General features: G+C 59.7%; 17 protein-coding genes. 10 read left to right on the forward strand and 7 right to left on the reverse strand.

Features of this window, described 5'->3' with window-relative positions:
- Positions 1-8: 8 nt before the first annotated feature.
- Positions 9-1703 (forward strand): AMP-binding protein, encoded by a 1695-nt coding sequence (locus tag ACIOVB_RS14140; protein ID WP_401268586.1) that lies wholly within the window; start codon positions 9-11, stop codon positions 1701-1703.
- A gap of 628 nt (positions 1704-2331) precedes the next feature.
- Here ACIOVB_RS14140 and ACIOVB_RS14145 read toward each other — a convergent pair.
- The 3 genes from ACIOVB_RS14145 to ACIOVB_RS14155 all read right to left on the reverse strand — a co-directional run bounded on the left by ACIOVB_RS14145 (position 2332) and on the right by ACIOVB_RS14155 (position 4679).
- Positions 2332-3231 (reverse strand): hydroxymethylglutaryl-CoA lyase, encoded by a 900-nt coding sequence (locus ACIOVB_RS14145; RefSeq protein WP_401268588.1) that lies wholly within the window; start codon positions 3229-3231, stop codon positions 2332-2334.
- 46 nt (positions 3232-3277) lie between these two features.
- On the reverse strand, positions 3278-3679 hold the full coding sequence (locus ACIOVB_RS14150; RefSeq protein WP_064117756.1) for a MerR family DNA-binding transcriptional regulator: 402 nt from the start codon (positions 3677-3679) through the stop codon (positions 3278-3280).
- 70 nt (positions 3680-3749) lie between these two features.
- Entirely contained in the window at positions 3750-4679 is a 930-nt protein-coding gene (locus ACIOVB_RS14155) for a LysR family transcriptional regulator (RefSeq protein WP_187680444.1), read from the reverse strand.
- A 171-nt stretch (positions 4680-4850) separates the two neighbouring features.
- On the opposite strand from ACIOVB_RS14155, the gene ACIOVB_RS14160 reads away from it, so the two are divergent.
- Positions 4851-6080 carry an acyl-CoA dehydrogenase gene (locus ACIOVB_RS14160; protein ID WP_187680443.1) on the forward strand — a complete coding sequence of 410 codons (1230 nt, stop codon included), beginning with the start codon at positions 4851-4853 and terminating at the stop codon, positions 6078-6080.
- A gap of 56 nt (positions 6081-6136) precedes the next feature.
- Here ACIOVB_RS14160 and ACIOVB_RS14165 read toward each other — a convergent pair whose 3' ends face one another.
- Both ACIOVB_RS14165 and xthA read right to left on the reverse strand, forming a co-directional pair.
- Positions 6137-7471, reverse strand: coding sequence for a substrate-binding domain-containing protein (locus ACIOVB_RS14165; RefSeq protein ID WP_401268593.1), 1335 nt, complete (start codon positions 7469-7471; stop codon positions 6137-6139).
- Between the two features lie 154 nt (positions 7472-7625).
- Positions 7626-8438 carry an exodeoxyribonuclease III gene (xthA, locus tag ACIOVB_RS14170; RefSeq protein WP_127798769.1) on the reverse strand — a complete coding sequence of 271 codons (813 nt, stop codon included), beginning with the start codon at positions 8436-8438 and terminating at the stop codon, positions 7626-7628.
- A gap of 302 nt (positions 8439-8740) precedes the next feature.
- Here xthA and ACIOVB_RS14175 point away from each other — a divergent pair, with 302 nt between their 5' ends.
- The 7 genes from ACIOVB_RS14175 to ACIOVB_RS14205 all read left to right on the forward strand — a co-directional run bounded on the left by ACIOVB_RS14175 (position 8741) and on the right by ACIOVB_RS14205 (position 20050).
- Entirely contained in the window at positions 8741-9391 is a 651-nt protein-coding gene (locus tag ACIOVB_RS14175; RefSeq protein WP_187681035.1) for an N-acetyltransferase, read from the forward strand.
- Between the two features lie 65 nt (positions 9392-9456).
- A complete protein-coding gene (locus ACIOVB_RS14180; RefSeq protein ID WP_401268597.1) occupies positions 9457-11184 on the forward strand; it encodes an autotransporter assembly complex family protein in 1728 nt (575 codons plus the stop codon).
- Positions 11181-14855: a translocation/assembly module TamB domain-containing protein gene (locus ACIOVB_RS14185; RefSeq protein ID WP_401268599.1), complete on the forward strand. Its 3675-nt coding sequence runs from the start codon at positions 11181-11183 to the stop codon at positions 14853-14855. Before ACIOVB_RS14180 ends, ACIOVB_RS14185 begins: the two co-directional genes overlap by 4 nt.
- Before the next feature lie 225 nt (positions 14856-15080).
- Complete coding sequence (locus tag ACIOVB_RS14190) at positions 15081-15563, forward strand: MarR family winged helix-turn-helix transcriptional regulator (RefSeq protein ID WP_150592326.1); 483 nt, start codon at positions 15081-15083, stop codon at positions 15561-15563.
- Positions 15553-17022, forward strand: coding sequence for an efflux transporter outer membrane subunit (locus ACIOVB_RS14195; RefSeq protein ID WP_401268601.1), 1470 nt, complete (start codon positions 15553-15555; stop codon positions 17020-17022). The genes ACIOVB_RS14190 and ACIOVB_RS14195 overlap by 11 nt, the downstream gene beginning before the upstream one ends.
- A gap of 15 nt (positions 17023-17037) precedes the next feature.
- Positions 17038-18240 (forward strand): efflux RND transporter periplasmic adaptor subunit, encoded by a 1203-nt coding sequence (locus tag ACIOVB_RS14200; protein ID WP_187681031.1) that lies wholly within the window; start codon positions 17038-17040, stop codon positions 18238-18240.
- 280 nt (positions 18241-18520) lie between these two features.
- On the forward strand, positions 18521-20050 hold the full coding sequence (locus ACIOVB_RS14205; protein ID WP_187681030.1) for a DHA2 family efflux MFS transporter permease subunit: 1530 nt from the start codon (positions 18521-18523) through the stop codon (positions 20048-20050).
- A gap of 169 nt (positions 20051-20219) precedes the next feature.
- Here the strand turns inward: ACIOVB_RS14205 and lpxH are convergent, their stop codons facing one another.
- Both lpxH and ACIOVB_RS14215 read right to left on the reverse strand, forming a co-directional pair.
- On the reverse strand, positions 20220-20966 hold the full coding sequence (gene lpxH / locus ACIOVB_RS14210) for a UDP-2,3-diacylglucosamine diphosphatase (RefSeq protein WP_401268606.1): 747 nt from the start codon (positions 20964-20966) through the stop codon (positions 20220-20222).
- Complete coding sequence (locus ACIOVB_RS14215; RefSeq protein ID WP_401268607.1) at positions 20963-21469, reverse strand: peptidylprolyl isomerase; 507 nt, start codon at positions 21467-21469, stop codon at positions 20963-20965. Before ACIOVB_RS14215 ends, lpxH begins: the two co-directional genes overlap by 4 nt.
- A gap of 251 nt (positions 21470-21720) precedes the next feature.
- On the opposite strand from ACIOVB_RS14215, the gene ACIOVB_RS14220 reads away from it, so the two are divergent.
- Positions 21721-22355: glutamate--tRNA ligase family protein (locus ACIOVB_RS14220; RefSeq protein ID WP_401268609.1), on the forward strand; the 635-nt coding region annotated here is incomplete at its 3' end.

The following is a 22355-nucleotide window of genomic DNA, read 5'->3' on the forward strand; positions in this document are numbered from 1 at the left end:
GGGTCGTCATGGATCAACCCAGTGCAAACCCGCAGCGCAGCTATACCCGTGGCTCCCAGGACAAAACCTTGCTGGCGATGACCATCGGGCAGAAGTTCGACCAGACCGTCGCGCAATACCCCGATGGCGAGGCGCTAGTGGTGCGGCATCAGCAGTTGCGCTATTCCTGGCGACAGCTGGCCGACGCGGTGGATCTGCATGCCAGAGCCCTGCTCGCATTGGGTTTACAGGCCGGTGACCGGCTCGGTATCTGGGCACCGAATTGCGCGCAGTGGTGTATCACGCAAGTGGCCACCGCGAAGATCGGCGTGATTCTGGTCAACATCAACCCGGCCTACCGCAGCTCCGAACTGGAGTACGTGCTCAAGCAATCCGGTTGCCAATGGCTGGTCTGCGCCGGCGCGTTCAAATCCTCCAGCTATCACGGCATGTTGCAGGGATTGCTGCCGGAGCTGACGGAGCGGTCTGTCGGTCAGTTACGCAGCGAACGCCTGCCGGATCTGCGCGGGGTGATCAGTCTCGACACCCAGCCGCCGCCAGGGTTTCTGCCGTGGTCGCAACTGGCCGATCTGGCCGTCAGCATCTCCCCGCAACAATTGCGCGAACGCAGCGACAGCCTGCACTTCGATCAACCAGTGAACATTCAATACACCTCCGGCACCACCGGTTTCCCCAAGGGCGCGACCCTCAGTCATTACAACATTCTCAACAATGGTTACATGGTCGGCGAAAGCATCGGCCTGACGCCGCATGATCGACTGGTGATCCCGGTGCCGCTGTATCACTGCTTCGGCATGGTCATGGGCAACCTCGGGTGCATCACCCACGGCAGCACGATGATTTATCCCAACGATGCCTTCGATCCGTTGCTGACCCTGCAAACCGTCGCCGAGGAAAAAGCCACCGGACTGTACGGCGTGCCGACCATGTTCATTGCCATGCTCGATCAGCCGCAGCGTGCCGAATTCGACTTGTCGAGCCTGCGCACCGGGATCATGGCCGGCGCTACCTGTCCGATCGAAGTGATGCGCCGGGTCATCAGCGAGATGCACATGAGCGAAGTGCAGATCGCCTATGGCATGACCGAAACCAGTCCGGTTTCGCTCCAGACCGGGCCGAACGACGAACTGGAGTTGCGCGTGACCACGGTCGGCCGCACTCAGCCGCAACTCGAAAGCAAGATCATCGACGAGGCTGGCAACCTGGTTCCACGCGGCACTATCGGCGAACTCTGCACCCGCGGTTACAGCGTGATGCTCGGCTACTGGAGCAACCCGCAGGCCACCGCCGAGTCCATCGACGAGGCCGGATGGATGCACACCGGCGACTTGGCGAGCATGAATGACGAGGGTTACGTGAACATCGCCGGGCGTAACAAGGACATGATCATCCGTGGTGGCGAGAACATTTATCCGCGTGAGCTGGAAGAGTTTTTCTTCACCCATCCGGCAGTGGCGGACGTGCAGGTGATCGGCATTCCGTGTTCGCGTTACGGTGAGGAGATTGTTGCCTGGATCAAATTTCACCCCGGCCACAGCGCTTCCGAGCTGGAGCTGCAAACCTGGTGCAAGGAGCGCATCGCACACTTCAAGACGCCGCGACACTTCAAGTTCGTCGAAGAGTTTCCGATGACGGTGACGGGCAAGATCCAGAAATTCAGGATGCGTGAGATCAGTATCGAGGAGTTGAAGGCGCTGCATTGAAGATCAAAAGATCGCAGCCTGCGGCAGCTCCTACAGGGGATCGGTGTAGGAGCTGCCGCAGGCTGCGATCTTTTAAAAACACAAAACACAGAAAGCACAAAGGGGAGCCGAGGCTCCCCTTTAATTTTGTCGTCGCGTGCTCTTTTTTATTATTGAGGGTCGGTCTGTTGTTGTTTTTGGTAACCGTGGCCCTTTACCGCTGTTTTTGGCGACCCCCATCCGGGGTCAAGAGCAAACGTATTTTTTTGAGCGCTGATCTGCTTTCTCGTTAAACGATCCAACCGATTCGGGAGCTACCTGAAGGTAGTTTTATTGTTCTCTGCCCGGTTGCGGGTCACTCCTGAGAGCACCCTGAAAAGCACACCTTCTCCAAAAAAATCTGTTAGCTGCGTCTCTGTCGTGTTGTTTTTGTTATGTCAGAGTCGGTACGTCTTATTTTTATTGGTTTGCTGCTTTTTATTCTTGTTATGCCATAGAGATAGCAGAACGCGTGCCAACTTTTAAAAATCCTTATAAATCAATGGTTTGATATTTTTGGTGGGTTTTTCGCTCAGCCGAAACCAGACAATTTGTTTCCGTGTTACTCGCTTGCGACCACACTCCGGACGCAGCGGTAACACCATCTCCCTCACTGCGCGCTACGGGCCTTGGCCACGCGCGAACCGCTTGGGCGACCGAGCACGGCGCTGATCTGCTGACCCGCAGCAATCAAGGCGTCCAGATCGATACCGGTCTCGATGCCGAGGCCATTGAGCAGGTACACCACGTCTTCGGTGGCGACGTTACCGCTCGCGCCTTTGGCGTATGGGCAGCCGCCGAGGCCGGCGATAGAGCTGTCGAACACCGCAATCCCTTCGAGCAGGCTGGCGTAGATGTTGGCCATGGCCTGGCCGTAAGTGTCGTGGAAATGCCCGGCGAGTTTGTCGCGCGGCACTTGTGCCGACACCACCTCGAACAGACGGCGAGTCGCGCCCGCAGTGCCGGTGCCGATGGTGTCGCCAAGCGAAACTTCGTAGCAGCCCATCGCGTACAACTCGCGGGCGACCATGGCGACTTGCTCCGGCGCGACCGTGCCTTCATACGGGCAGCCGAGCACGCAGGAAACGTAACCGCGCACGGTAACGCCATGCTGTTTCGCCGCTTCCATGATCGGCGCAAACCGCGCCAGGCTCTCGCTGATCGAGCAATTGATGTTGCGCTGTGAGAACGCCTCGGAGGCAGCGGCGAACACCGCGACTTCCTTGACCCCGGCGGCAATGGCGTCTTCAAACCCGCGCAGATTCGGTGCCAATGCGCCGTAGGTCACGCCGGGTTTGCGCTGGATCTGCGCGAACACGTCTGCGGAACCGGCCATCTGCGGCACCCACTTCGGCGAGACGAAACTGCCGACTTCTATATAGCCAAGACCGGCGGCGCTCAATGCGTCGACCAATTGCACCTTGTCGGCGACGCTGATGGGTTGCGCTTCGTTCTGCAGGCCATCGCGCGGGCCGACTTCGATCAGGCGTACTTGGGAGGGGAGGGACATGGGCTGAGCCTGCTGATTATCTGAATGCAAGGGGATTTTTGTGGGTTTACTGAACCGCTTGCTGGCTCTTGAGCGTCTGCTCCAGCGCCTGCACGCAGCGCTCTTCGGCGGTGTCGAGTTCCAGCTTCATCTGTTCGATGTCGAGCAACTGCTGCTCCAACTGCTCGCGGCGCTCGCTGATTTTCGCCAGCATGCTGTTGAGCTGTTTGGTGTTACCGCTGGACGGGTCGTAGAGTTCGATCAGTTCGCGGCACTCGGCCAGTGAAAAACCGATGCGCTTGCCACGCAGGATCAGCTTCAGGCTGACTTTGTCACGGGGCGAATAGATGCGTTCCTGGCCTCGGCGCTCGGGGCTGAGCAGGCCTTGCTCTTCATAAAAGCGGATCGCCCGGGTGGTGATGTCCAGCTCGCGGGCGAGGTCGGAAATGCTGTAAGTCTGGCTGCTCATGAAAGCGCTCGAAAAAAGGTCTTGGCGCTAAGCTAATGGCAGGTTGACGTTTACGTCAAGCGTGGACTGCTTACGCCTTATCCAGCTTCTTCTCATGCGCCGTTACCTGTTGGCACAACTCGATCATCTGCTCGCGCATCCAGCGATTCGCCGGGTCCTGGTCGGTACTCTCATGCCAGTACAGGTGAGTCTCCACCGGCGGCACATCATTGACCGGCAGATTGAACGCATGCAGTTCATGCCGCCGGGCGAAACGCTCCGGCACAGTCATGACCATGTCGGTCTGCTGCATCACCTGGGACGCCATCAGGTAATGCTGCGAGCGCAGGGCGATCTTGCGTTGAATGCCCATTTTTCCCAACGCCAGATCGACATAACCCAGACCGCTGCGGCGGCTGGAAATATGGATGTGGGTCAGCGACAGATAGTCATCGAGGGAAAGCTTTTCCTTGCCCGCCATCGGATGGCCCTTGCGCATCGCACACACGTAACGGTCTTCCATCAACTTGACGTGGCGCACCTGCGGGTCGGTGTTGAGCGGCGCGTCCACGGCAAAATCCAGACGCCCGGCCGCCAGTTCCTTGGTGGTTTCCCGGCGTTTGGAAAGGAAACTTTCGATGATCACTGTTGGCGCCAGACGGCGCAGGCGTTGGAACAGCGGCGGCAAAATCACTGCTTCGGTCAGGTCGGTCATGCTGATGCGGTAGGTCTTGACCGCTTGCGCCGGGTTGAAAATACGACTTTCCTGCACCGACACGCGCAACAACGACAGTGCGTTGCGTACCGGGCCAATGATGTTCTGCGCCATCGGCGTCGGCACCATGCCCTGGGCGGTACGCACAAAAAGCGGATCGTTGAAGGTTTCGCGCAACCGCGCCAATGCGTTGGACACCGCTGGCTGAGTGATGCCGACAATCTGCCCGGCGCGGGTCAGGTTGGCTTCGGTGTAGATCGCGTCAAAGACGATGAAAAGGTTGAGGTCGACCTTGCTCAGATTCATAACGCGGCTTCTCTTGTTTTTAAGGGCTGACGATCACTGGATCATATATCGGTGATGAATGTTTATACACGCCGAGAATAGGCTAGGTAAATTATCAGCGCTGTTCTAGCATCGATTGCATGACTTAAACAACCTCTGCTCAAGAACTGCCTTAACCATCGGGAGCTGCTCATGGATTTCGCTTATTCGCCCAAGGTGCAAGAACTGCGTGAGCGCGTGACCGCGTTCATGGACACTTACGTTTACCCGGCCGAAGCCGTGTTCGAGCGCCAGGTTGCCGAAGGCGATCGCTGGCAGCCGACGGCGATCATGGAAGAGCTCAAAGCCAAGGCCAAAGCCGAAGGCCTGTGGAACCTGTTTCTGCCTGAGTCGGAACTCGGCGCCGGCCTGACCAACCTTGAATACGCACCGCTGGCGGAAATCATGGGCCGTTCCTTGCTGGGCCCAGAGCCGTTCAACTGCTCGGCGCCGGACACCGGCAACATGGAAGTCTTGGTGCGTTACGCCAACGAAGAACAGAAACAACGCTGGCTCGAACCGCTGCTGCGCGGCGAGATCCGCTCGGCGTTTGCCATGACCGAACCGGACGTTGCCTCCTCCGACGCCACCAATATGGCCGCCCGCGCTGTGCGCGATGGTGACGAGTGGGTGATCAACGGCAAAAAGTGGTGGACCTCCGGCGCTTGCGACCCGCGTTGCAAGATCCTGATCTTCATGGGCCTGAGCGACCCTGATGCACCGCGTCACGCCCAGCACTCGATGATCCTCGTACCGGTCGACACCCCGGGCGTGAAAATCGTTCGGCCGCTACCGGTGTTCGGCTATGACGATGCGCCGCACGGTCACGCCGAAGTGCTGTTCGACAATGTGCGCGTGCCGTACGAAAACGTTCTGCTCGGTGAAGGACGCGGCTTCGAAATCGCTCAGGGTCGCCTTGGCCCTGGCCGGATTCACCACTGCATGCGTTCGATCGGCATGGCCGAGCGTGCGCTGGAATTGATGTGCAAACGTTCAGTGAGCCGCACCGCGTTCGGCAAACCGCTGGCACGTTTGGGTGGGAACATCGACAAGATTGCCGACTCGCGGATGGAAATCGACATGGCGCGCCTGCTCACGCTGAAAGCGGCGTACATGATGGACACCGTCGGCAACAAAGTGGCCAAGAGTGAGATTGCGCAGATCAAGGTCGTCGCACCCAACGTGGCACTGCGGGTGATCGACCGGGCGATCCAGATCCATGGCGGGGCAGGGGTTTCCAACGATTTCCCGTTGGCCTACATGTACGCCATGCAACGCACCCTGCGCCTGGCCGACGGCCCGGACGAAGTACACCGCGCGGCAATCGGCAAGTTCGAGATCGGCAAATATGTGCCGAAGGAGATGCTGCGTAGCGAGCGCTGATCCAGCACAGCGGTGATCGTTCCCACGCGGAGCGTGGGAACGATCAATCATCAAATTCAATACACCCAAACCTCAACCCGTCGATTCTTGATCCGCCCCTCATCCGCACTATTCGCCGCCACCGGCATCTGCGCTCCAAACCCGCGAACCTCCCGCAACACCACGCCGTTCTTCACCAGCTCCCGCCGCACCGCCATCGCCCGCAGCTTCGATAGCAAGTCCGCGCGCGCCGGGTCGTCCTTTACATCACCAAACCCAATCAGCGTCACCGTGCGATCAGTCTTGTTTTGACGCTTTATATAGTCGAGCACCCGGGCCAGATCCTGCCGCGCCTTGTTATCCAGGCTCGCGCTGCCTTCCTCGAAACGGAAGTTCACTGTCAGACGCTGGGCGTGACGGCTGAGTGATTGGTAACCCTCGGGCATCAGCGCATTCGGTGCGACCGTCATGGCCTGAACGGTCTGGCTGATAAACCCGTTGGCCGCCACAATCGCCTGGCCCTGACGACTTTGCGCGAACGCCGCCAATGCTTTCGCCCAAGGATTCTTGCTATTCGGCGGCATATAGAAGAACAACCGGCGGGACAAGGGATAGTCCTCGGTGGCGATCAGGCTGCTCAGCGGCAGCATCGACTGCGACGCACCATCGGCAATCGCCACCGCTTTGGCCTGGCGCACGTAAGGTAAACCGATAAAACCGATGCCTTGCGGATCGGCGCTGACGGCGTCGGACAATTGCTCGCTGGATTCAAACCTTTTCGCAACGCTACTCAGATTTTTCCCACGACGACTGAGGACCAATTCCTTAAACGTGTCGTAGGTGCCGGACTGATCATCGCGTGCATATAAATGAATCGCCCCGCCATGGCCGCCGAGGTCTTCCCAGGTTTTCACCTCGCCGGCAAAGATCCGCGCCAGTTGTTCGGTGTCCAGTTGCTGCAACGGGTTGTCGGGGTGAAGGATGATTGCCAGGCCATCGATGGCAATGACTTGCTCGGCTGCGGGGCTTTTCAAGTCGCCGAGCGATTGCAGGCTGAGCAGTTCGCTGTCCTTGATCGGGCGGGAGGAGGCGGCGAGGTCGGCAGCGACGGCTTTGAGCGCAGTGAAGCCGGTGCTGGAACCGTGGGCTGCGATTTCCACCACGACGCTTTTACCTTGGGCAGACTGGCCGACGATCCGCAGTTCGTTGGCGCTGTCCGGGGTTTCGCGGTGGATCTTCAGCAGCCCTTGTTCCCGTAACAGGCCTTCGACCAACGCCGGGCCGAGTTCGGCGCCGATGGTGTTCGAGCCTTGGATGCGCAATGCCGGGCCGTTTTCAGGGATGGGCAGTGCAGCGGCGGAGACCGTCAGCCATCCACTCAAGAGAAAAACGCACAGAACACGCAGGGTCATGCCGGCACCGAATCAAGCCAAGGGGATTGCCGGGGAGATTAAGTCAGGCGCATGACCAAAAGATTACAGGTCAAAAGATCGCAGCCTGCGGCAACTCCTACAGCAAACCCATCATTCCCCTGTAGGCGTTGCCGCAGGCTGCGATCTTTTGTTTTTAGCTCAGTTCAAGCCAGATCGGCGCATGGTCCGAAGGCTTTTCCATCCCGCGCAGTTCATAGTCGACACCCGCCGCTTTCACCCGAGGCAACAAACCGTGGGAAGCGAGGATCACGTCGATGCGCAGGCCACGCTTCGGCTCGTCTTCAAACCCACGGCTGCGGTAATCGAACCAACTGAACATGTCGGTCACGTCCGGGTTCAGGTGGCGGTAGCTGTCGGTCAGGCCCCAGTTTTTCAGGCGGGCCATCCACTCGCGCTCTTCCGGCAGGAAGCTGCATTTACCGGTTTTCAGCCAGCGCTTCATGTTGTCCGGACCGATGCCGATGTCGCAGTCTTCCGGGGAAATGTTCACATCGCCCATCACCACCAGCGGCTGCTCATTGTGGAACTGGCTTTCCAGCAAGGCTTGCAGATCGCTGTAAAAGCGCTGCTTGGCGGGGAATTTGGTTGGATGGTCGCGGCTTTCGCCCTGTGGGAAATAGCCGTTCATGATCGTCACCGGCACGCCGTTGGCGTCGGCGAAAGTGCCCCAGATGAAGCGGCGCTGGGCGTCTTCTTCGTCGGTGGCAAAACCTTTGTGAATCGCGATCGGCTCCTGACGCGAGAGCAGGGCGACGCCGTAGTGACCTTTCTGGCCGTGGAAATACACGTGATAGCCCAGCGCACGTACTTCTTCCAGCGGGAACTGGTCGTCGTGGACTTTGGTTTCCTGCAGGCCGATGACGTCCGGCTGGTGTTTTTCGATCAGCGCTGCCAGCTGATGCGGACGCGCGCGCAGTCCGTTGATGTTGAAGGAAACAATCTTCATGTCGGCAGTCCTGGCAAAAGGGCGATGCTAGCTGACATGTGGGATGGGGGCCAGTGTGGGGTAGGGGAAATCGCTTTTGCCTGCCAGATAAATGTTGTCTGAACCGGCGTCATCGCGAGCAGGCTCACTCCTACAATTGAAATGCGTACCCCTGTAGGAGTGAGCCTGCTCGCGATTGGCGGCCGCCCGTTCGATGAAGATCCAAGGTTGGTCTATACCTGTGGGGAACTGTGCCAACGGCAATAGGTTCGTACCAACAAGAGCGCAGTCATTTTAGCCGCGCCCCGGGGAGAATCACCGTCATGCCTGAAACCCAGACCGCCATCGCCGACATTCATATGCTCGACCGCGGCTATTCCCGCGAAGCACGATCCCTGCTGTATCAGGCCTACCGCCACGAGCCGACTTTTGGCTACCTGTTCGAAGCCGAGCGTCCCGGCTACGAGCAGCGGGTGCGGGCGACGGTGCGCGAATTGGTAAAACAACACTTCCTGCAGGATCTGCCGGCCATTGGCCTGCTGGTCAACGACCGCCTGATCGGCATCGCCCTGATCGCACCGCCGCAACGCCGTTTGGGCATCACCGAGAGCTGGGCGTGGCGCCTGCGCATGGTGCTCAGCACCGGTTTCCGCTGTACTCGCCGCTATCTGGAATATCACGATGCCGTGGCCGCCTGCGTGCCGAGCGATTCGGTGCACATGTTACCGCTGCTGGGTGTTCACCCGCAGTTCCAGGGCAAACACTTCGGTGAGCAACTGCTGACTGCCGTGCACAACTGGTGCGCGGTGGACGAAACCTCGCAAGGCGTGGTGCTCGATACCGGCAACCCGCGTTACCTGGAATTCTATAAACGTCAGGGTTATCAGGAGATTGGCGAAGTTGCCGTCGGCCCGGTGCGCGAGCACGTGTTTTTCCACGCCAACCCTCAGGTGTTACAAACTGCAACAGCATAGCAATCGAACTTCTTGGGAAATTTCCTCTTCTATTACGCTCCCAAGCCCGTGATAGCATTCGCGCCATGAAGTTTCCAGGAAGATTTACCAGTGGCGTGCTGATGCTGTTATCCAGCTGCGCGGCGCTGGCGCAAAGTGAATTGGATGTGCGGATCAAACCGTCCAACGATGAACTCAAGGCCAATATAGAAGGCTATATCGGCAGCCTCGGTGACCGTGACGAAGAAGCCTTGCTGCGCTTCAGTCGCGGTGCCGAAGAGCAGGCGCGCAAGGCGGCCCAGGCGTTGGGCTACTATCAGCCGCAGATCGACAGCGACGTGAAGGGCGGCGACAAGCCGCGTCTGGTGCTGAACATCGATCCCGGCGAACCGATTCGTCTGCGCAACGTCACAATCCGTGTCGACGGCCCGGCTGCCTCCTTTAAATCCTTTCGCGTGCCGAAAGCCGACGTGCTCAAGCCCGGCGCGGTGCTCAACCATGGTCGCTACGAAGACGCCAAACGGCTGATCCAGAATCAGGCCTCGCGCTTCGGTTATTTCAGCGGCCATTTCACCAGCCAGAAACTCATGGTCGACCCGCGTGCCGGTGTCGCCGATGTTGAATTGATCTACGAAAGCGGCCCGCGTTATGCGCTGGGCAAAGTCAGTTTCGAGGGTGATACGCCGTTCGACGAAGACCTGCTGCAACGCATGGTGCCGTTCAAGGAAGGCGAGCCGTATGACTCCGAGCTGATCGCCGAACTCAACCGCGACCTGCAATCGAGCGGCTATTTCGAAGGGGTGCGCGTCGATGCCGCACCGACCACCGCGAAAAACGAGGTGATCCCGGTCGACGTCAAACTCGACACGCGCAAGCCACGCACCATGGGCCTGGGCCTCGGTTATTCGACCGACGTCGGGCCACGGATCAAGGCCAACTGGACGCGCCATTGGGTCAATCCGCAGGGCGACAGTTATGGCTGGGAAGCCGAGCTCTCGGCGCCACGGCAGAACGTCGGCCTCTTTTACGACATTCCGCTCGACCCGCCGCTGACCGACAAATTGCGTTGGGCCGGTGGTTATCAATTCGAAGACATCGAGGGTTCTGACACCCTGAGCAAGCTGCTGACCTTCGGCCCGGAATGGCACAGCAAGTTGCCCAGTGGCTGGCAACGGGTGATCTCGCTGAAATGGCAGCGCGAGGAATACGAGCTCGGTGATGACTCGGGTTTGAGTACCTTGCTGATGCCCGGCATCAGTTATTCGTACTTGAAAAGCGACAACCGCATCGACCCGCACAATGGCTATCGCCTGACCTTTGAAAGCAAAGTCGCGAAGGAAGGCCTCGGCTCGGACAACAACCTTCTATATGGCACCGCGCTGGTCAAAGGCCTGACCACGGTGTTCGACAAACACCGTTTGCTCGGCCGCGTGCAGGTCGGCGGCAGCGCCACCAACGGTTACGCGTCGGTGCCGCCGTCGCTGCGTTTCTTCGCCGGTGGCGATCAGAGCGTGCGTGGTTACGACTACCAGAGCCTGTCTCCGGAGAACTCCGACGGCAAACGTATCGGTGGCCGTTACATGGTTGCCGGCAGCGTCGAGTATCAATACTCGGTCGCCGAGAAGTGGCGGGTCGCGACCTTCGTCGACCAGGGCAACTCTTTCAACAAACTCGAACTGCCGAACCTCAAGACCGGGGTCGGTATTGGTGTGCGCTGGGTCTCGCCGGTGGGGCCGATCCGCCTCGACCTGGCCCACGCGCTGGACGACGATGGCGGCATCCGGCTGCACTTTTCCATGGGGCCTGAGCTGTGAAACGTGGTTTGAAAATAACGGCACTGACGCTTCTGGCGCTGGTGTTGTTGATTGTCTTGAGCATCGCTGCGGTGCTGGGTACGCAGGCTGGCAGCCGTTGGGCGCTGGGTCTGGTGCCGGGTTTGAGCGTAGAAAATTTCCAGGGCCGCCTCGGCGGACAATGGAGCGCCGATCACCTGTTGTGGCAGCAAGACAGCAGCCGCGTCGAGTTGCAGAAGCCGATCTTCGCCTGGTCGCCGCTGTGCCTGACGCGCATGACCTTGTGCATCGACCAGCTCAAGGCTGATCAGGTCATTCTGCAATTCCCGCCGAGCGAAGAAACTACGCAAAGCGGCCCGATCAAACTGCCGGATCTGCAATTACCGGTGGCCCTCGAGCTGGGCGACGTGCAGGTCGGCAGCCTGTTGTTTAACGGAAGCGAACAACTCAGAGGCCTGAAACTGGCGGCGCACTGGACCGCCAAGGGCATGCAGATCGACAGCGTGCAATTGCAGCGCGACGAGCTCAGCCTGAATCTGTCCGGTCTGTTGCAACCCTCCGGTAACTGGCCACTGAACATCGCCGGTGATCTGACCCTGCCGTCGCCGGGCACCGGCCCATGGACGTTGGCGTTAAAGATCGACGGCGACCTGTTGAAAACCCTCAACCTGCACGCCGACAGCCGTGGCTACCTCGATGGCCAGTTGAGCGGCGAACTGCAACCGCTGGCGGAAAACCTGCCGGCCAAGGTGCGCATCACTTCCGAGGCGTTCAAGCCGAGCGCCGACCTGCCGGACACCCTGCAACTCAATCAACTGGTGCTGACCGGCGAAGGCGACCTGAAAAACGGTTACCAGTTGCTCGGCAACGCCACGCTACCGGCGGAAAAAGGCCCGGTGGCGCTGCTGCTCAAAGGCAAGGTCGACGCCAGCGGCGCGCAAATCGCCGGGCTCGACCTGACCGCCAACGACAAGCAAAGCCTCAAGCTCACCGGCAGCGTCGACTGGAGCAAAGGCATCACGGCTCAAGCCAACATCAATTGGCAGGACTTCCCGTGGCATCGGCTCTACAACGAAATCGACGAGCCGCAAGTCGCCTTGCGCACCTTCAATGGCGAAGTCTCCTACACCGACGGTCAGTACATCGGTAACTTCGCCGCCGCGCTGGATGGTCCGGCGGGGGCGTTCAGCCTGAGCAGTCCGTTCAGTGGCAGCCTTAAACAGATCGCACTGCCGCAACTGAAAATGGAAGCCGGGCAGGGCAAGGCCGAAGGGCATGTGAACGTGCAGTTCGCCGACGGCATCGCCTGGGACACGGCGCTGGATCTGTCAGCGCTCAACCCGGCGTACTGGGTCGCGGAGCTGCCGGGCACCTTGGCCGGGCCACTGAAAAGCAAAGGCGAAATGAAGAACGAGCGCTTGAGCCTGACAGCTGATCTCGATCTGAAAGGCAAACTGCGCGGCCAACCGGCGATCCTGCAAGCCAAGGCTGACGGTGCGGGCGAGCAGTGGAATCTCAACGCCCTGCAAATCCGCCTCGGCGACAACAGCATCATCGGCAAGGGCAGCCTGCAACAGAAACTCACCGGGCAGATCGACATCAAACTGTCGCGTCTGGCCCAGCTCTGGCCGCAATTGCGCGGGCAGATCAACGGTCAGGTCAACGTAGCCGGTACGCTGAGAGCGCCGCAAGGCAAGCTAGGCCTGCAAGGTTCGCAACTGGCCTTCCAGGACAATCGCCTGCAAAGCCTCAACCTCGACGCCACCCTCGACAGTGCGCAACGGGCGAAGATCGATCTGAAGGGTTCTGGCATTCAGGCCGGCGACACGTCGCTGGGTACACTGACCGCCAGTGCCCAAGGCGACATCAAGAGCCAGAAACTCAACCTCGATCTGCTCGGGCCGAAACTGAAACTGGCGTTGGGCCTGGACGGCAATCTCGACAAGGGCAACTGGCGTGGACGCTTGGCCAGCGGTGACATTCAGGCCGGTGGCCAGGACTGGAAGCTGCAAAACCCAGCGAAACTCGAACGTCTGGCCGACGGCAAGATCAACTTTGGCGCCCACTGCTGGATGTCCGGCAGCGCCAGCCTGTGCGGTGAAGATCAACGGCTGATGCCCGATCCGAAACTGCGCTACCACCTCAAGCAATTCCCGATTGAGAGTCTGGCGCAGTGGCTGCCCAAGGATTTTGCCTGGAAGGGCAAGCTCAACGCCGATCTGCAACTGGACGTGCCGGCCAGCGGCCCGAACGGTGTGATCAGCGTTGATGCCAGTGGTGGCACGCTGCGCATGCGTGAGAAAGATCAGTGGCTGGATTTCCCGTACCAGACGCTCAAGCTCACCAGCAAACTCACGCCGAAGCGTATCGACACCGACCTCAACTTCGTCGGCGGCAAACTCGGCGAATTGATGGTGCAGGCGCAGCTCAATCCGCTGCCGAAGAACAAACCGCTGAGCGGCTCGTTCCGCTTGAGTGGGCTGGATCTGTCGGTGGCGCGGCCGTTTGTGCCGATGGTCGAGAAACTCACCGGGCGCTTGAACGGTAGCGGCACGATTTCCGGCGGGCTACTGGCACCGCTGGTCAACGGTACGGTGCAACTCAGCGACGGCGAAGTGTCGGGTGCCGAGTTGCCGATGGAACTCAACAATCTGCAACTGCAAGCCGTGATTGCCGGTGAGTCGGTGCGTCTGGACGGCGGCTGGAAAAGCGGCAAGACCGGGCAGGGCAGTCTGAACGGCAACGTCGCCTGGGGTCAGGCGCTGGTGGTTGATCTCGCTTTGAAAGGTACGCAACTGCCGGTCACTGTCGAGCCATACGCCAAGCTTGAAGTGGCGCCCGACCTGAAGATTTCCATGGCCGGTGATGAGCTGAAGATTGCCGGCAAAGTGCGGGTGCCCAAAGGCGAAATCACGGTGCGCGAATTGCCGCCATCGACGGTGAAAGTCTCCGATGACACGATCATCGTCGGCGCGCAGACCGAAGAGGGCAAACCGCCGATGGCCATGAAAATGGACATTGATGTAGTCGTCGGCGAAGACAAACTCAGCTTCGCCGGCTTCGGCCTGACCGCCAATCTGCAAGGTCAGGTGCACATCGGCGACAACATGGACACCCGTGGCGAGTTGTGGCTCAACGACGGCCGTTACCGTGCCTACGGCCAGCGTCTGACGGTGCGGCGTGCGCGTCTGCTGTTTGCCGGCCCCCTCGATCAGCCGTATCTGGACATCGAGGCGATTCGCCAGACTGACGACGTGATCGCCGGTATTCGCCTGAGCGGCAGTGCCGAGCAGCCGACTACGCAGATATTCTCGGAACCGGCGATGAGCCAGGAGCAGGCGTTGTCCTACCTCGTTCTTGGTCGTCCGCTGAGTACCAGCGGCGAAGACAACAACATGCTCGCGCAAGCGGCGTTGGGTCTCGGCTTGATGGGCAGCTCCGGGGTGACGAGCAGTCTGGCCAAGGACTTGGGCATTCAGGATTTCCAGCTCGACACCCAGGGCAGCGGCAACACCACCAGCGTGGTGGCCAGCGGCAACATTTCCGAAAAACTCAGTTTGCGTTATGGCGTCGGCGTGTTTGAACCGGCCAGCACCATTGCCCTGCGTTACAAGCTGAGCAAGAAGGTTTACCTCGAAGCGGCCAGTGGCGTCGCGAGTTCGCTGGATATCTTCTACAAGCGCGATTTCTGATTCACCTCTGAAAGATCAAAAGATCGCAGCCGTCGGCAGCTCCAACAAGGGTTTACTCAATCCCTGTAGGCGCTGCCGATGGCTGCGATCTTTTGCTTTTGGCTTCTGAAGCCCCACCACCTATCCGCCAATTACAAAGCTTCCTAACTATTTGTTTGACATTCGCTGCCTAGGCAGTAACATCTCGACATACATTCACTGCCTAGGCAGTTATTAGGTGAGCAAATGAAGCATTTCACCCCGGACGAATTCAAACACTGCCATCTCGGCCTGTTGCTTGGCCGTGCTGCGCTGCTCAAGGACCGGATCATTGACACCCACATGGAACCCCACGGCATCACCGCCGCGCAGTTCAAGGTGTTGATCATCATGGCCCAGTTCGGCGTCGACACCCCGGCTGAGCTGTGCCGGCATCTGTCGCTGGACAGCGGTTCGATGACGCGGATGCTCGATCGTCTGGAGCAGAAAGGTTTCCTGGTTCGCCAACGCAGCGAAGGCGATCGCCGTCAGGTGCAACTGAAACTGACCGAGCAAGGCCAGCAACTGGCCGATCGCCTGCCGCACATCGGCGCCGATGCGATGAATGAACTGGCCGGCGCCGTCACTCCGGACGAGTTGAAGACCCTGGAATACATCCTCAAGAAAATTCTGCTGGCAGCCGGTGACCCGATCACCATCCAGCGGTTAGGTGAACACAATGAGCGGTAAAACCTTGCGCAGCAGCCTGACACTCGTGCTGTCGGCGATGATCCTCGCCGGTTGCGCCAACTACAGCGGCCTCGATACCCAAGGCCAGAACCTTGATCCGAAAAGCCTGAAAGTCGGCCAATCCCTCAACGGCGTAACCCTGTCGCCGGCCGCGTGGCCGAAAAGCGACTGGTGGACCAGCCTCGGCGATCCGCAACTCGACGGTTTGATCCGCGAAGCGCTGCACGACAGCCCGGACATGCAGATCGCCGAAGCCCGCGCCCATCAAGCCAGCGCCGCTGCGTATGCCGCCGATGCCACGCGTTATCCGACCCTCGACGCCAGCGCCGGCATCAGCCGTTCGCGTCTGGCCAAGGATCAGGATCCGCGAGGGCAGGGCGATGCCTACGCCACGGTGCGTAATGTCAGCGCCGGCTTCAATTACAACTTCGATTTGTGGGGCGGTCAGCGTGACGCCTGGGAAGCCGCCCTCGGTCAGGCCCGTGCCGCCGAAGTCGACCGTCAGGCTGCGCAGTTGACCCTCGCTGCCGATGTGGCCCGTGCTTACAGCGATCTCGGTCAGGCGCACATCGTCTATGACCTGGCCAACGAAGACCTCAAGCGCACCAAACAGATGCTCGATCTGAGCCAGCGTCGCCTGAGTTCCGGGATCGACAGCCAGTATCAGTTCCAGCAAACGCAAAGCCTGGAAGCAAGTTCCGAAGCCAGCCTGATCGACGCGGAAAAGCGCCTGAACAGCGCGAAAATCACCTTGGCCGTGTTGCTCGGCAAAGGCCCGGATCGCGGCAACGAAATCGCCCGGCCAAAAGTGTTGCAGGCCAGCGCCGTGGCGGTGCCGTCGGTGTTACCGGCGGAACTGCTCGGTCGTCGCCCGGATCTGGTTGCCGCCCGCTGGCGGGTAGAAGCGGCGAGCAAGGACATCGACTCGGCGAAGACCCAGTTCTATCCGAACCTGAACCTGACGGCCTCGGCCGGTGCCGAGTCCTTGTTGGGTGACGCAATGTTCGGTTCGGCCAGTCGCTTCTTCAACATTGCCCCGACCATTTCGGTGCCGATCTTCGATGGCGGACGCCTGCGCGCCAACCTCGATGCGCGCGACGCCGATTACGATCTGGCGGTGGCGCAGTACAACAAAAGTCTGGTGAAAGCACTGGGCGATGTCAGCGACACGATCAATCAGTTGCGGGACATCGGCCGGCAGATCGGCGCGCAGCAACACGCCACCGACATTGCTCAGGACTCTTACAACACCGTCGTCCAGCGATACGGTTCCGGCATCGGCAACTACCTGGACGTGCTCAGCATCGAGCAGCAATTGCTCCAGGCCCAGCGTCAATTGGCCAACCTCAATGCCGAGCAGATCGACCTGTCGATTCAACTGATGCAAGCGCTGGGCGGCGGCTTCCAGGGGCAGACCCTGACCGCAGCCAACGCCACCCCAGCCACGTCGCACAACTAATTCAAGGTATTTGTCATGGCCACTGCCGAAAACACTCAAGCTCCAGACAACACCCCAGACACCGGCAATCCGCGCAAACGCAAAGTGATGCTGCTGGTGCTGGCGGTTATCGTCCTTCTCGCCGTTGGCGGCGTCTGGGCGTATCACGAATTCATCGGGCGCTTTAACGAAAGCACCGACGACGCCTACGTCAACGGCAACGTCGTGGAAATCACTCCGCTGGTGACTGGCACCGTGGTCAGCATCGGCGCTGACGATGGCGACCTGGTCCACGAAGGTCAGGTGCTGATCAACTTCGACCCCAACGACGCTGAAGTCGGCCTGCAAAGTGCTCAGGCGAAACTGGCGCGCACTGTGCGTCAGGTGCGTGGCTTGTACAGCAACGTCGATGGCATGAAAGCCCAGGTCAACGCGCAACAGGCTGAAGTGCAGAAGGCGCAGGACAACTTCAATCGCCGGAAGAATCTCGCCGCTGGCGGGGCGATTTCCCAGGAAGAACTGTCCCACGCTCGCGACGACCTGACCTCGGCGCAAAACGCCCTGGCCAACGCCAAACAACAACTGAAAACCAGCAGCGCGCTGGTCGATGACACCGTGGTGTCGTCGCACCCGGACGTGATGTCGGCTGCTGCGGATCTGCGTCAGGCCTACCTGACCAATGCGCGCAGCACCTTGATCGCGCCAGTCACCGGTTACGTCGCCAAACGCACCGTGCAACTCGGTCAGCGCGTACAACCGGGCACCGCGCTGATGGCGGTGATTCCACTGGATCAACTGTGGATCGATGCCAACTTCAAGGAAACCCAACTGCGTGACATGCGCATCGGTCAGCCAGTCGACATCGAGTCCGACATCTACGGCAGCGATGTGAAATACAGCGGCACCGTCGACAGCCTCGGCGCCGGCACCGGTAGCGCGTTTGCCTTGTTGCCTGCGCAGAACGCCACCGGTAACTGGATCAAGATCGTTCAGCGTGTGCCGGTGCGGATTCACATCAACGCCGAAGAACTGGCCAAGCACCCGCTGCGGGTGGGCCTGTCGACCAACGTCGAAGTCAATCTGCACGACCAGAGCGGCCCGGTACTGGCTCAGCAACCACCGCAGAAAGCCTCGTTCAGCACCAACGTCTACGACCGTCAACTGGCCGAAGCCGACGCGATGATCGCTCAGCTGATCCACGACAACAGCGCTGCGGCCAGCAAAACCGCGCAACGCTGATTCACCACTGACCCTGTGGGAGCAGTCTTTGTGGTGAAGAGATTCATCTGGGAAGAAGGGATTCTTCTGTAGAGAAAAGATGCATCTGTGGCGAGGGGATTTATCCCCGATGGACTGCGAAGCAGGCCCGTCTTTTTAGGACCAAAAGAGGGGCCGCTTCGCGACCCATCGGGGATAAATCCCCTCGCCACAAAAGCTCCCTCATCACAAAAGCGTGTTCCCACAAGGGCTGCTGTGTCTGTAACAGACGCAGCGTCAACTTGGTTCCAAAGGATTCACAATGAGCAATAACGCCTCTTTCACGCCGCCCAGCCTGTTGCTCAGCACCATTGGCCTGTCGCTGGCGACCTTCATGCAAGTGCTCGACACCACCATCGCCAACGTGGCGCTGCCGACGATTTCCGGCAACCTGGGGGTGAGTTCGGAGCAGGGCACCTGGGTGATCACCTCGTTTGCCGTGAGCAACGCCATTGCGCTGCCGCTGACCGGTTGGCTCAGTCGGCGTTTCGGTGAGGTGAAGCTGTTTCTCTGGGCCACCATTCTGTTTGTGCTGGCCTCGTTTCTCTGCGGTATCTCGACGTCGATGCCCGAGTTGATCGGCTTCCGCGTGCTGCAAGGCCTGGTGGCCGGGCCGCTGTACCCGATGACACAAACCCTGTTGATCGCCGTTTATCCCCCCGCGAAACGGGGGATGGCTTTGGCGTTGCTGGCGATGGTCACGGTGGTCGCACCAATTGCCGGGCCGATTCTCGGTGGCTGGATCACCGACAGCTACAGCTGGCCGTGGATCTTTTTCATCAACGTGCCGATCGGGATCTTTGCGGTGATGGTGGTGCGTTCGCAACTGGCCAAGCGGCCGGTGGTGACCAGTCGTCAGCCGATGGATTACGTTGGGCTGATCTCGCTGATCATCGGCGTCGGTGCCTTGCAGGTGATCCTCGACAAAGGCAATGACCTGGACTGGTTCGAATCGAACTTCATCATCATCGGCGCAGCGATTTCGGTGATTGCCCTGGCGGTGTTCGTCATCTGGGAAATGACTGACCAGCATCCGGTGGTGAATCTGCGGCTGTTCGCGCACCGTAACTTCCGTATCGGCACGATTGTGCTGGTGTTGGGTTACGCCGGGTTCTTCGGCATCAACCTGATCCTGCCGCAGTGGTTGCAGACGCAAATGGGTTACACCGCGACCTGGGCGGGTCTGGCTGTGGCGCCGATCGGCATTCTGCCGGTGCTGCTGTCGCCGTTTGTCGGCAAGTACGCGAACAAGTTCGACCTGCGCTTGCTGGCCGGGCTGGCGTTTCTGGCGATTGGCCTGAGCTGCTTCATGCGCGCCGGGTTCACCAATGAAGTGGACTTCCAGCACATCGCTCTGGTGCAACTGTTCATGGGCATTGGTGTGGCGCTGTTCTTCATGCCGACCTTGAGCATTCTGATGTCGGACTTGCCGCCGAGCCAGATTGCCGACGGTGCGGGCCTGGCGACTTTCCTGCGGACACTGGGCGGCAGCTTTGCCGCATCGCTGACCACGTGGATCTGGATTCGCCGGGCTGATCAGCATCACGCGTACATGAGTGAGAGCATCAGCACCTATGAGCCGGCGACCCGTGAGACGTTGAATCAACTGGGCGGGGCGAGTCATTCGGCTTACGCGCAGATGGATCAGATCCTGACGAGTCAGGCGTACATGCTCTCCACCGTGGATTACTTCACGCTGCTGGGTTGGGGGTTCATGGGGTTGATTCTGATTGTGTGGCTGGCGAAGCCGCCGTTTGCGGCGAAGGCAGGGCCGGCTGCTTCCGGGCATTAAGGTCAAAAGCCCCTCTCCCGGAGGGAGAGGGGACTGACCGTGGTGGATGTTCGGGATGCATCGACCTGACAGACTTCAGTCGAACTCAGGTTTTGAAAAGCACAGAGATCGGCTCCCTTTCCCCCTCGCCCCCCTGGGGGAGAGGGCTGGGGTGAGGGGGTAGCGATCTTCAGCCGTGCGGCAAAGCCAGCGGCGGGGCGAAGTCGAATGGCGCTAACGCATACCCGTTCTCATCCACCTGCAACGCCCAACCCTGACGATCCCAATCCCCCAGCACAATCCGCTTCGCCGCTTGCTCACCGAGCTGCAGCTTATGGATCGCCGGGCGATGGGTGTGCCCGTGAATCAGGGTTTTCACGCCAAATGCCTGCATGATCCGCGGAATCTCTTGCGGCGTGACATCGACAATGTCATTGGCCTTCATCCGCACCTGCGCCCGGCTTTCGCTGCGCAGCTTGCGCGCGAGTTTGTGGCGGGTGCTTAAAGGCAGGTTCCGCAGGATAAACAGGGTGATCGGGTTGCGCAGGTAACGACGCAGCTTCATATAGCCGACGTCGCGGGTGCAGAGGCTGTCGCCGTGCATCAACAGCACCGGTTCGCCGTAAAACTGCACGACACTCGGGTCCTTCAACAGCGTGCAGCCGGCCTGTTTGCAGAAGGCCTTGCCGAGCATGAAGTCGCGATTGCCGTGCATCAGAAAAATGGCCGTGCCGCTGTCGCTCAATTCGCGCAGGGCCTGGCAGATGGAACGCTGGAAGGGCGTCATGGCATCGTCGCCAATCCACGCCTCGAAGAAGTCGCCCAGAATGTACAACGCACTCGCCGAGCGGGCGCGTCCGGCGAGCAAATCCAGAAACGCCCGGGTTATGTCCGGGCGCTCCTCTTCCAGATGCAAGTCTGAAATCAGCAATATCACGCTTCGATGATCTCGGCTTTCTCGATGATCACGTCGTCTGCTGGTACGTCTTGGTGGCCGGCCTTGGAAGTGGTCGAAACACCTTTGATCTTGTCGACAACGTCGGTACCGGCGGTCACTTTACCGAACACGGCGTAACCCCAGCCTTGGGTGGTCTTGGCGCTGTGGTTCAGGAAGCTGTTGTCGGCAACGTTGATGAAGAACTGCGCGGAAGCCGAATGCGGCTCCATGGTGCGCGCCATGGCAACGGTGTACTTGTCGTTGGAAAGACCGTTGTCAGCTTCGTTCTGGATGCTTGGACGCTTGTCTTTCTTTTCTTTCATGCCTGGCTCAAAACCGCCGCCCTGGATCATGAAGTTACCGATTACACGGTGGAAAACAGTGTTTTCGTAGTGACCGGCGTTAACGTACTCGATGAAGTTGGCGACGGTGATTGGCGCCTTGTCAGCGTTCAGTTCGATGACGATGTCGCCATGGTTGGTGGTCAGTTTGACTTGAGTCATGGTCATTACTCTTCATAAGGAATTCGTGGTTATCGGACATTGAGCCCCAAAACCGGTTCAGCCTGCTTTGGCCAAGGTGCGCAGTTTAGCGTGACAGGCGCGAATTTCGAGGCTGTTTTTCAATTCCCGGCGATTAAATGCGTTCCTTTATAGGGCCTGCTCTGTCAGCCCCTTGACAGCATCGGCTATGATAGCGGCTTTGTTTTGTCTGGCCCCTCTCTGCGGCCGCGCACATGTAAGTCAAGGATCCTATGAGCAAGCCCACTGTCGACCCTACCTCGAATGCCAAGTCCGGCCCCGCCGTGCCGGTCAACTTCCTGCGGCCGATCATCCAGGCAGACCTGGACTCGGGCAAGCACACTCAGATCGTCACCCGTTTCCCGCCTGAGCCCAACGGCTACCTGCACATCGGCCACGCCAAATCGATCTGCGTGAACTTCGGCCTGGCCCAGGAGTTCGGCGGCGTCACGCATCTGCGTTTTGACGACACCAACCCGGCCAAGGAAGACCAGGAATACATCGACGCGATCGAAAGCGACGTCAAATGGCTGGGCTTCGAATGGTCCGGCGAAGTGCGCTACGCCTCGCAGTATTTCGACCAGTTGCACGACTGGGCGGTCGAGTTGATCAAGGCTGGCAAGGCCTACGTTGACGACCTGACCCCTGAGCAAGCCAAGGAATACCGTGGCAGCCTGACCGAGCCGGGCAAGAACAGCCCGTTCCGCGACCGTTCGGTTGAAGAGAACCTCGACTGGTTCGCCCGCATGCGCGCCGGTGAGTTCCCGGACGGCGCCCGTGTGCTGCGCGCCAAGATCGACATGGCCTCGCCGAACATGAACCTGCGCGACCCGATCATGTACCGCATCCGCCACGCTCATCACCATCA

This window comes from Pseudomonas sp. NPDC087639 (genome assembly GCF_044743385.1).
GTDB lineage: Bacteria > Pseudomonadota > Gammaproteobacteria > Pseudomonadales > Pseudomonadaceae > Aquipseudomonas.

What these genes read in the sequence shown, in the direction of transcription:
- ACIOVB_RS14140 (WP_401268586.1), top strand. Translation starts at nt 9, where the DNA reads ATGGATCAACCCAGTGCAAACCCGCAGCGCAGCTATACCCGTGGCTCC.
- ACIOVB_RS14180 (WP_401268597.1), top strand. Translation starts at nt 9,457, where the DNA reads ATGAAGTTTCCAGGAAGATTTACCAGTGGCGTGCTGATGCTGTTATCC.
- ACIOVB_RS14145 (WP_401268588.1), bottom strand. Translation starts at nt 3,231, where the DNA reads ATGTCCCTCCCCTCCCAAGTACGCCTGATCGAAGTCGGCCCGCGCGAT.
- xthA (WP_127798769.1), bottom strand. Translation starts at nt 8,438, where the DNA reads ATGAAGATTGTTTCCTTCAACATCAACGGACTGCGCGCGCGTCCGCAT.
- ACIOVB_RS14195 (WP_401268601.1), top strand. Translation starts at nt 15,553, where the DNA reads ATGAGCGGTAAAACCTTGCGCAGCAGCCTGACACTCGTGCTGTCGGCG.
- ACIOVB_RS14190 (WP_150592326.1), top strand. Translation starts at nt 15,081, where the DNA reads ATGAAGCATTTCACCCCGGACGAATTCAAACACTGCCATCTCGGCCTG.
- ACIOVB_RS14215 (WP_401268607.1), bottom strand. Translation starts at nt 21,469, where the DNA reads ATGACTCAAGTCAAACTGACCACCAACCATGGCGACATCGTCATCGAA.
- ACIOVB_RS14150 (WP_064117756.1), bottom strand. Translation starts at nt 3,679, where the DNA reads ATGAGCAGCCAGACTTACAGCATTTCCGACCTCGCCCGCGAGCTGGAC.
- ACIOVB_RS14160 (WP_187680443.1), top strand. Translation starts at nt 4,851, where the DNA reads ATGGATTTCGCTTATTCGCCCAAGGTGCAAGAACTGCGTGAGCGCGTG.
- ACIOVB_RS14165 (WP_401268593.1), bottom strand. Translation starts at nt 7,471, where the DNA reads ATGACCCTGCGTGTTCTGTGCGTTTTTCTCTTGAGTGGATGGCTGACG.
- ACIOVB_RS14175 (WP_187681035.1), top strand. Translation starts at nt 8,741, where the DNA reads ATGCCTGAAACCCAGACCGCCATCGCCGACATTCATATGCTCGACCGC.
- ACIOVB_RS14155 (WP_187680444.1), bottom strand. Translation starts at nt 4,679, where the DNA reads ATGAATCTGAGCAAGGTCGACCTCAACCTTTTCATCGTCTTTGACGCG.
- ACIOVB_RS14205 (WP_187681030.1), top strand. Translation starts at nt 18,521, where the DNA reads ATGAGCAATAACGCCTCTTTCACGCCGCCCAGCCTGTTGCTCAGCACC.
- ACIOVB_RS14200 (WP_187681031.1), top strand. Translation starts at nt 17,038, where the DNA reads ATGGCCACTGCCGAAAACACTCAAGCTCCAGACAACACCCCAGACACC.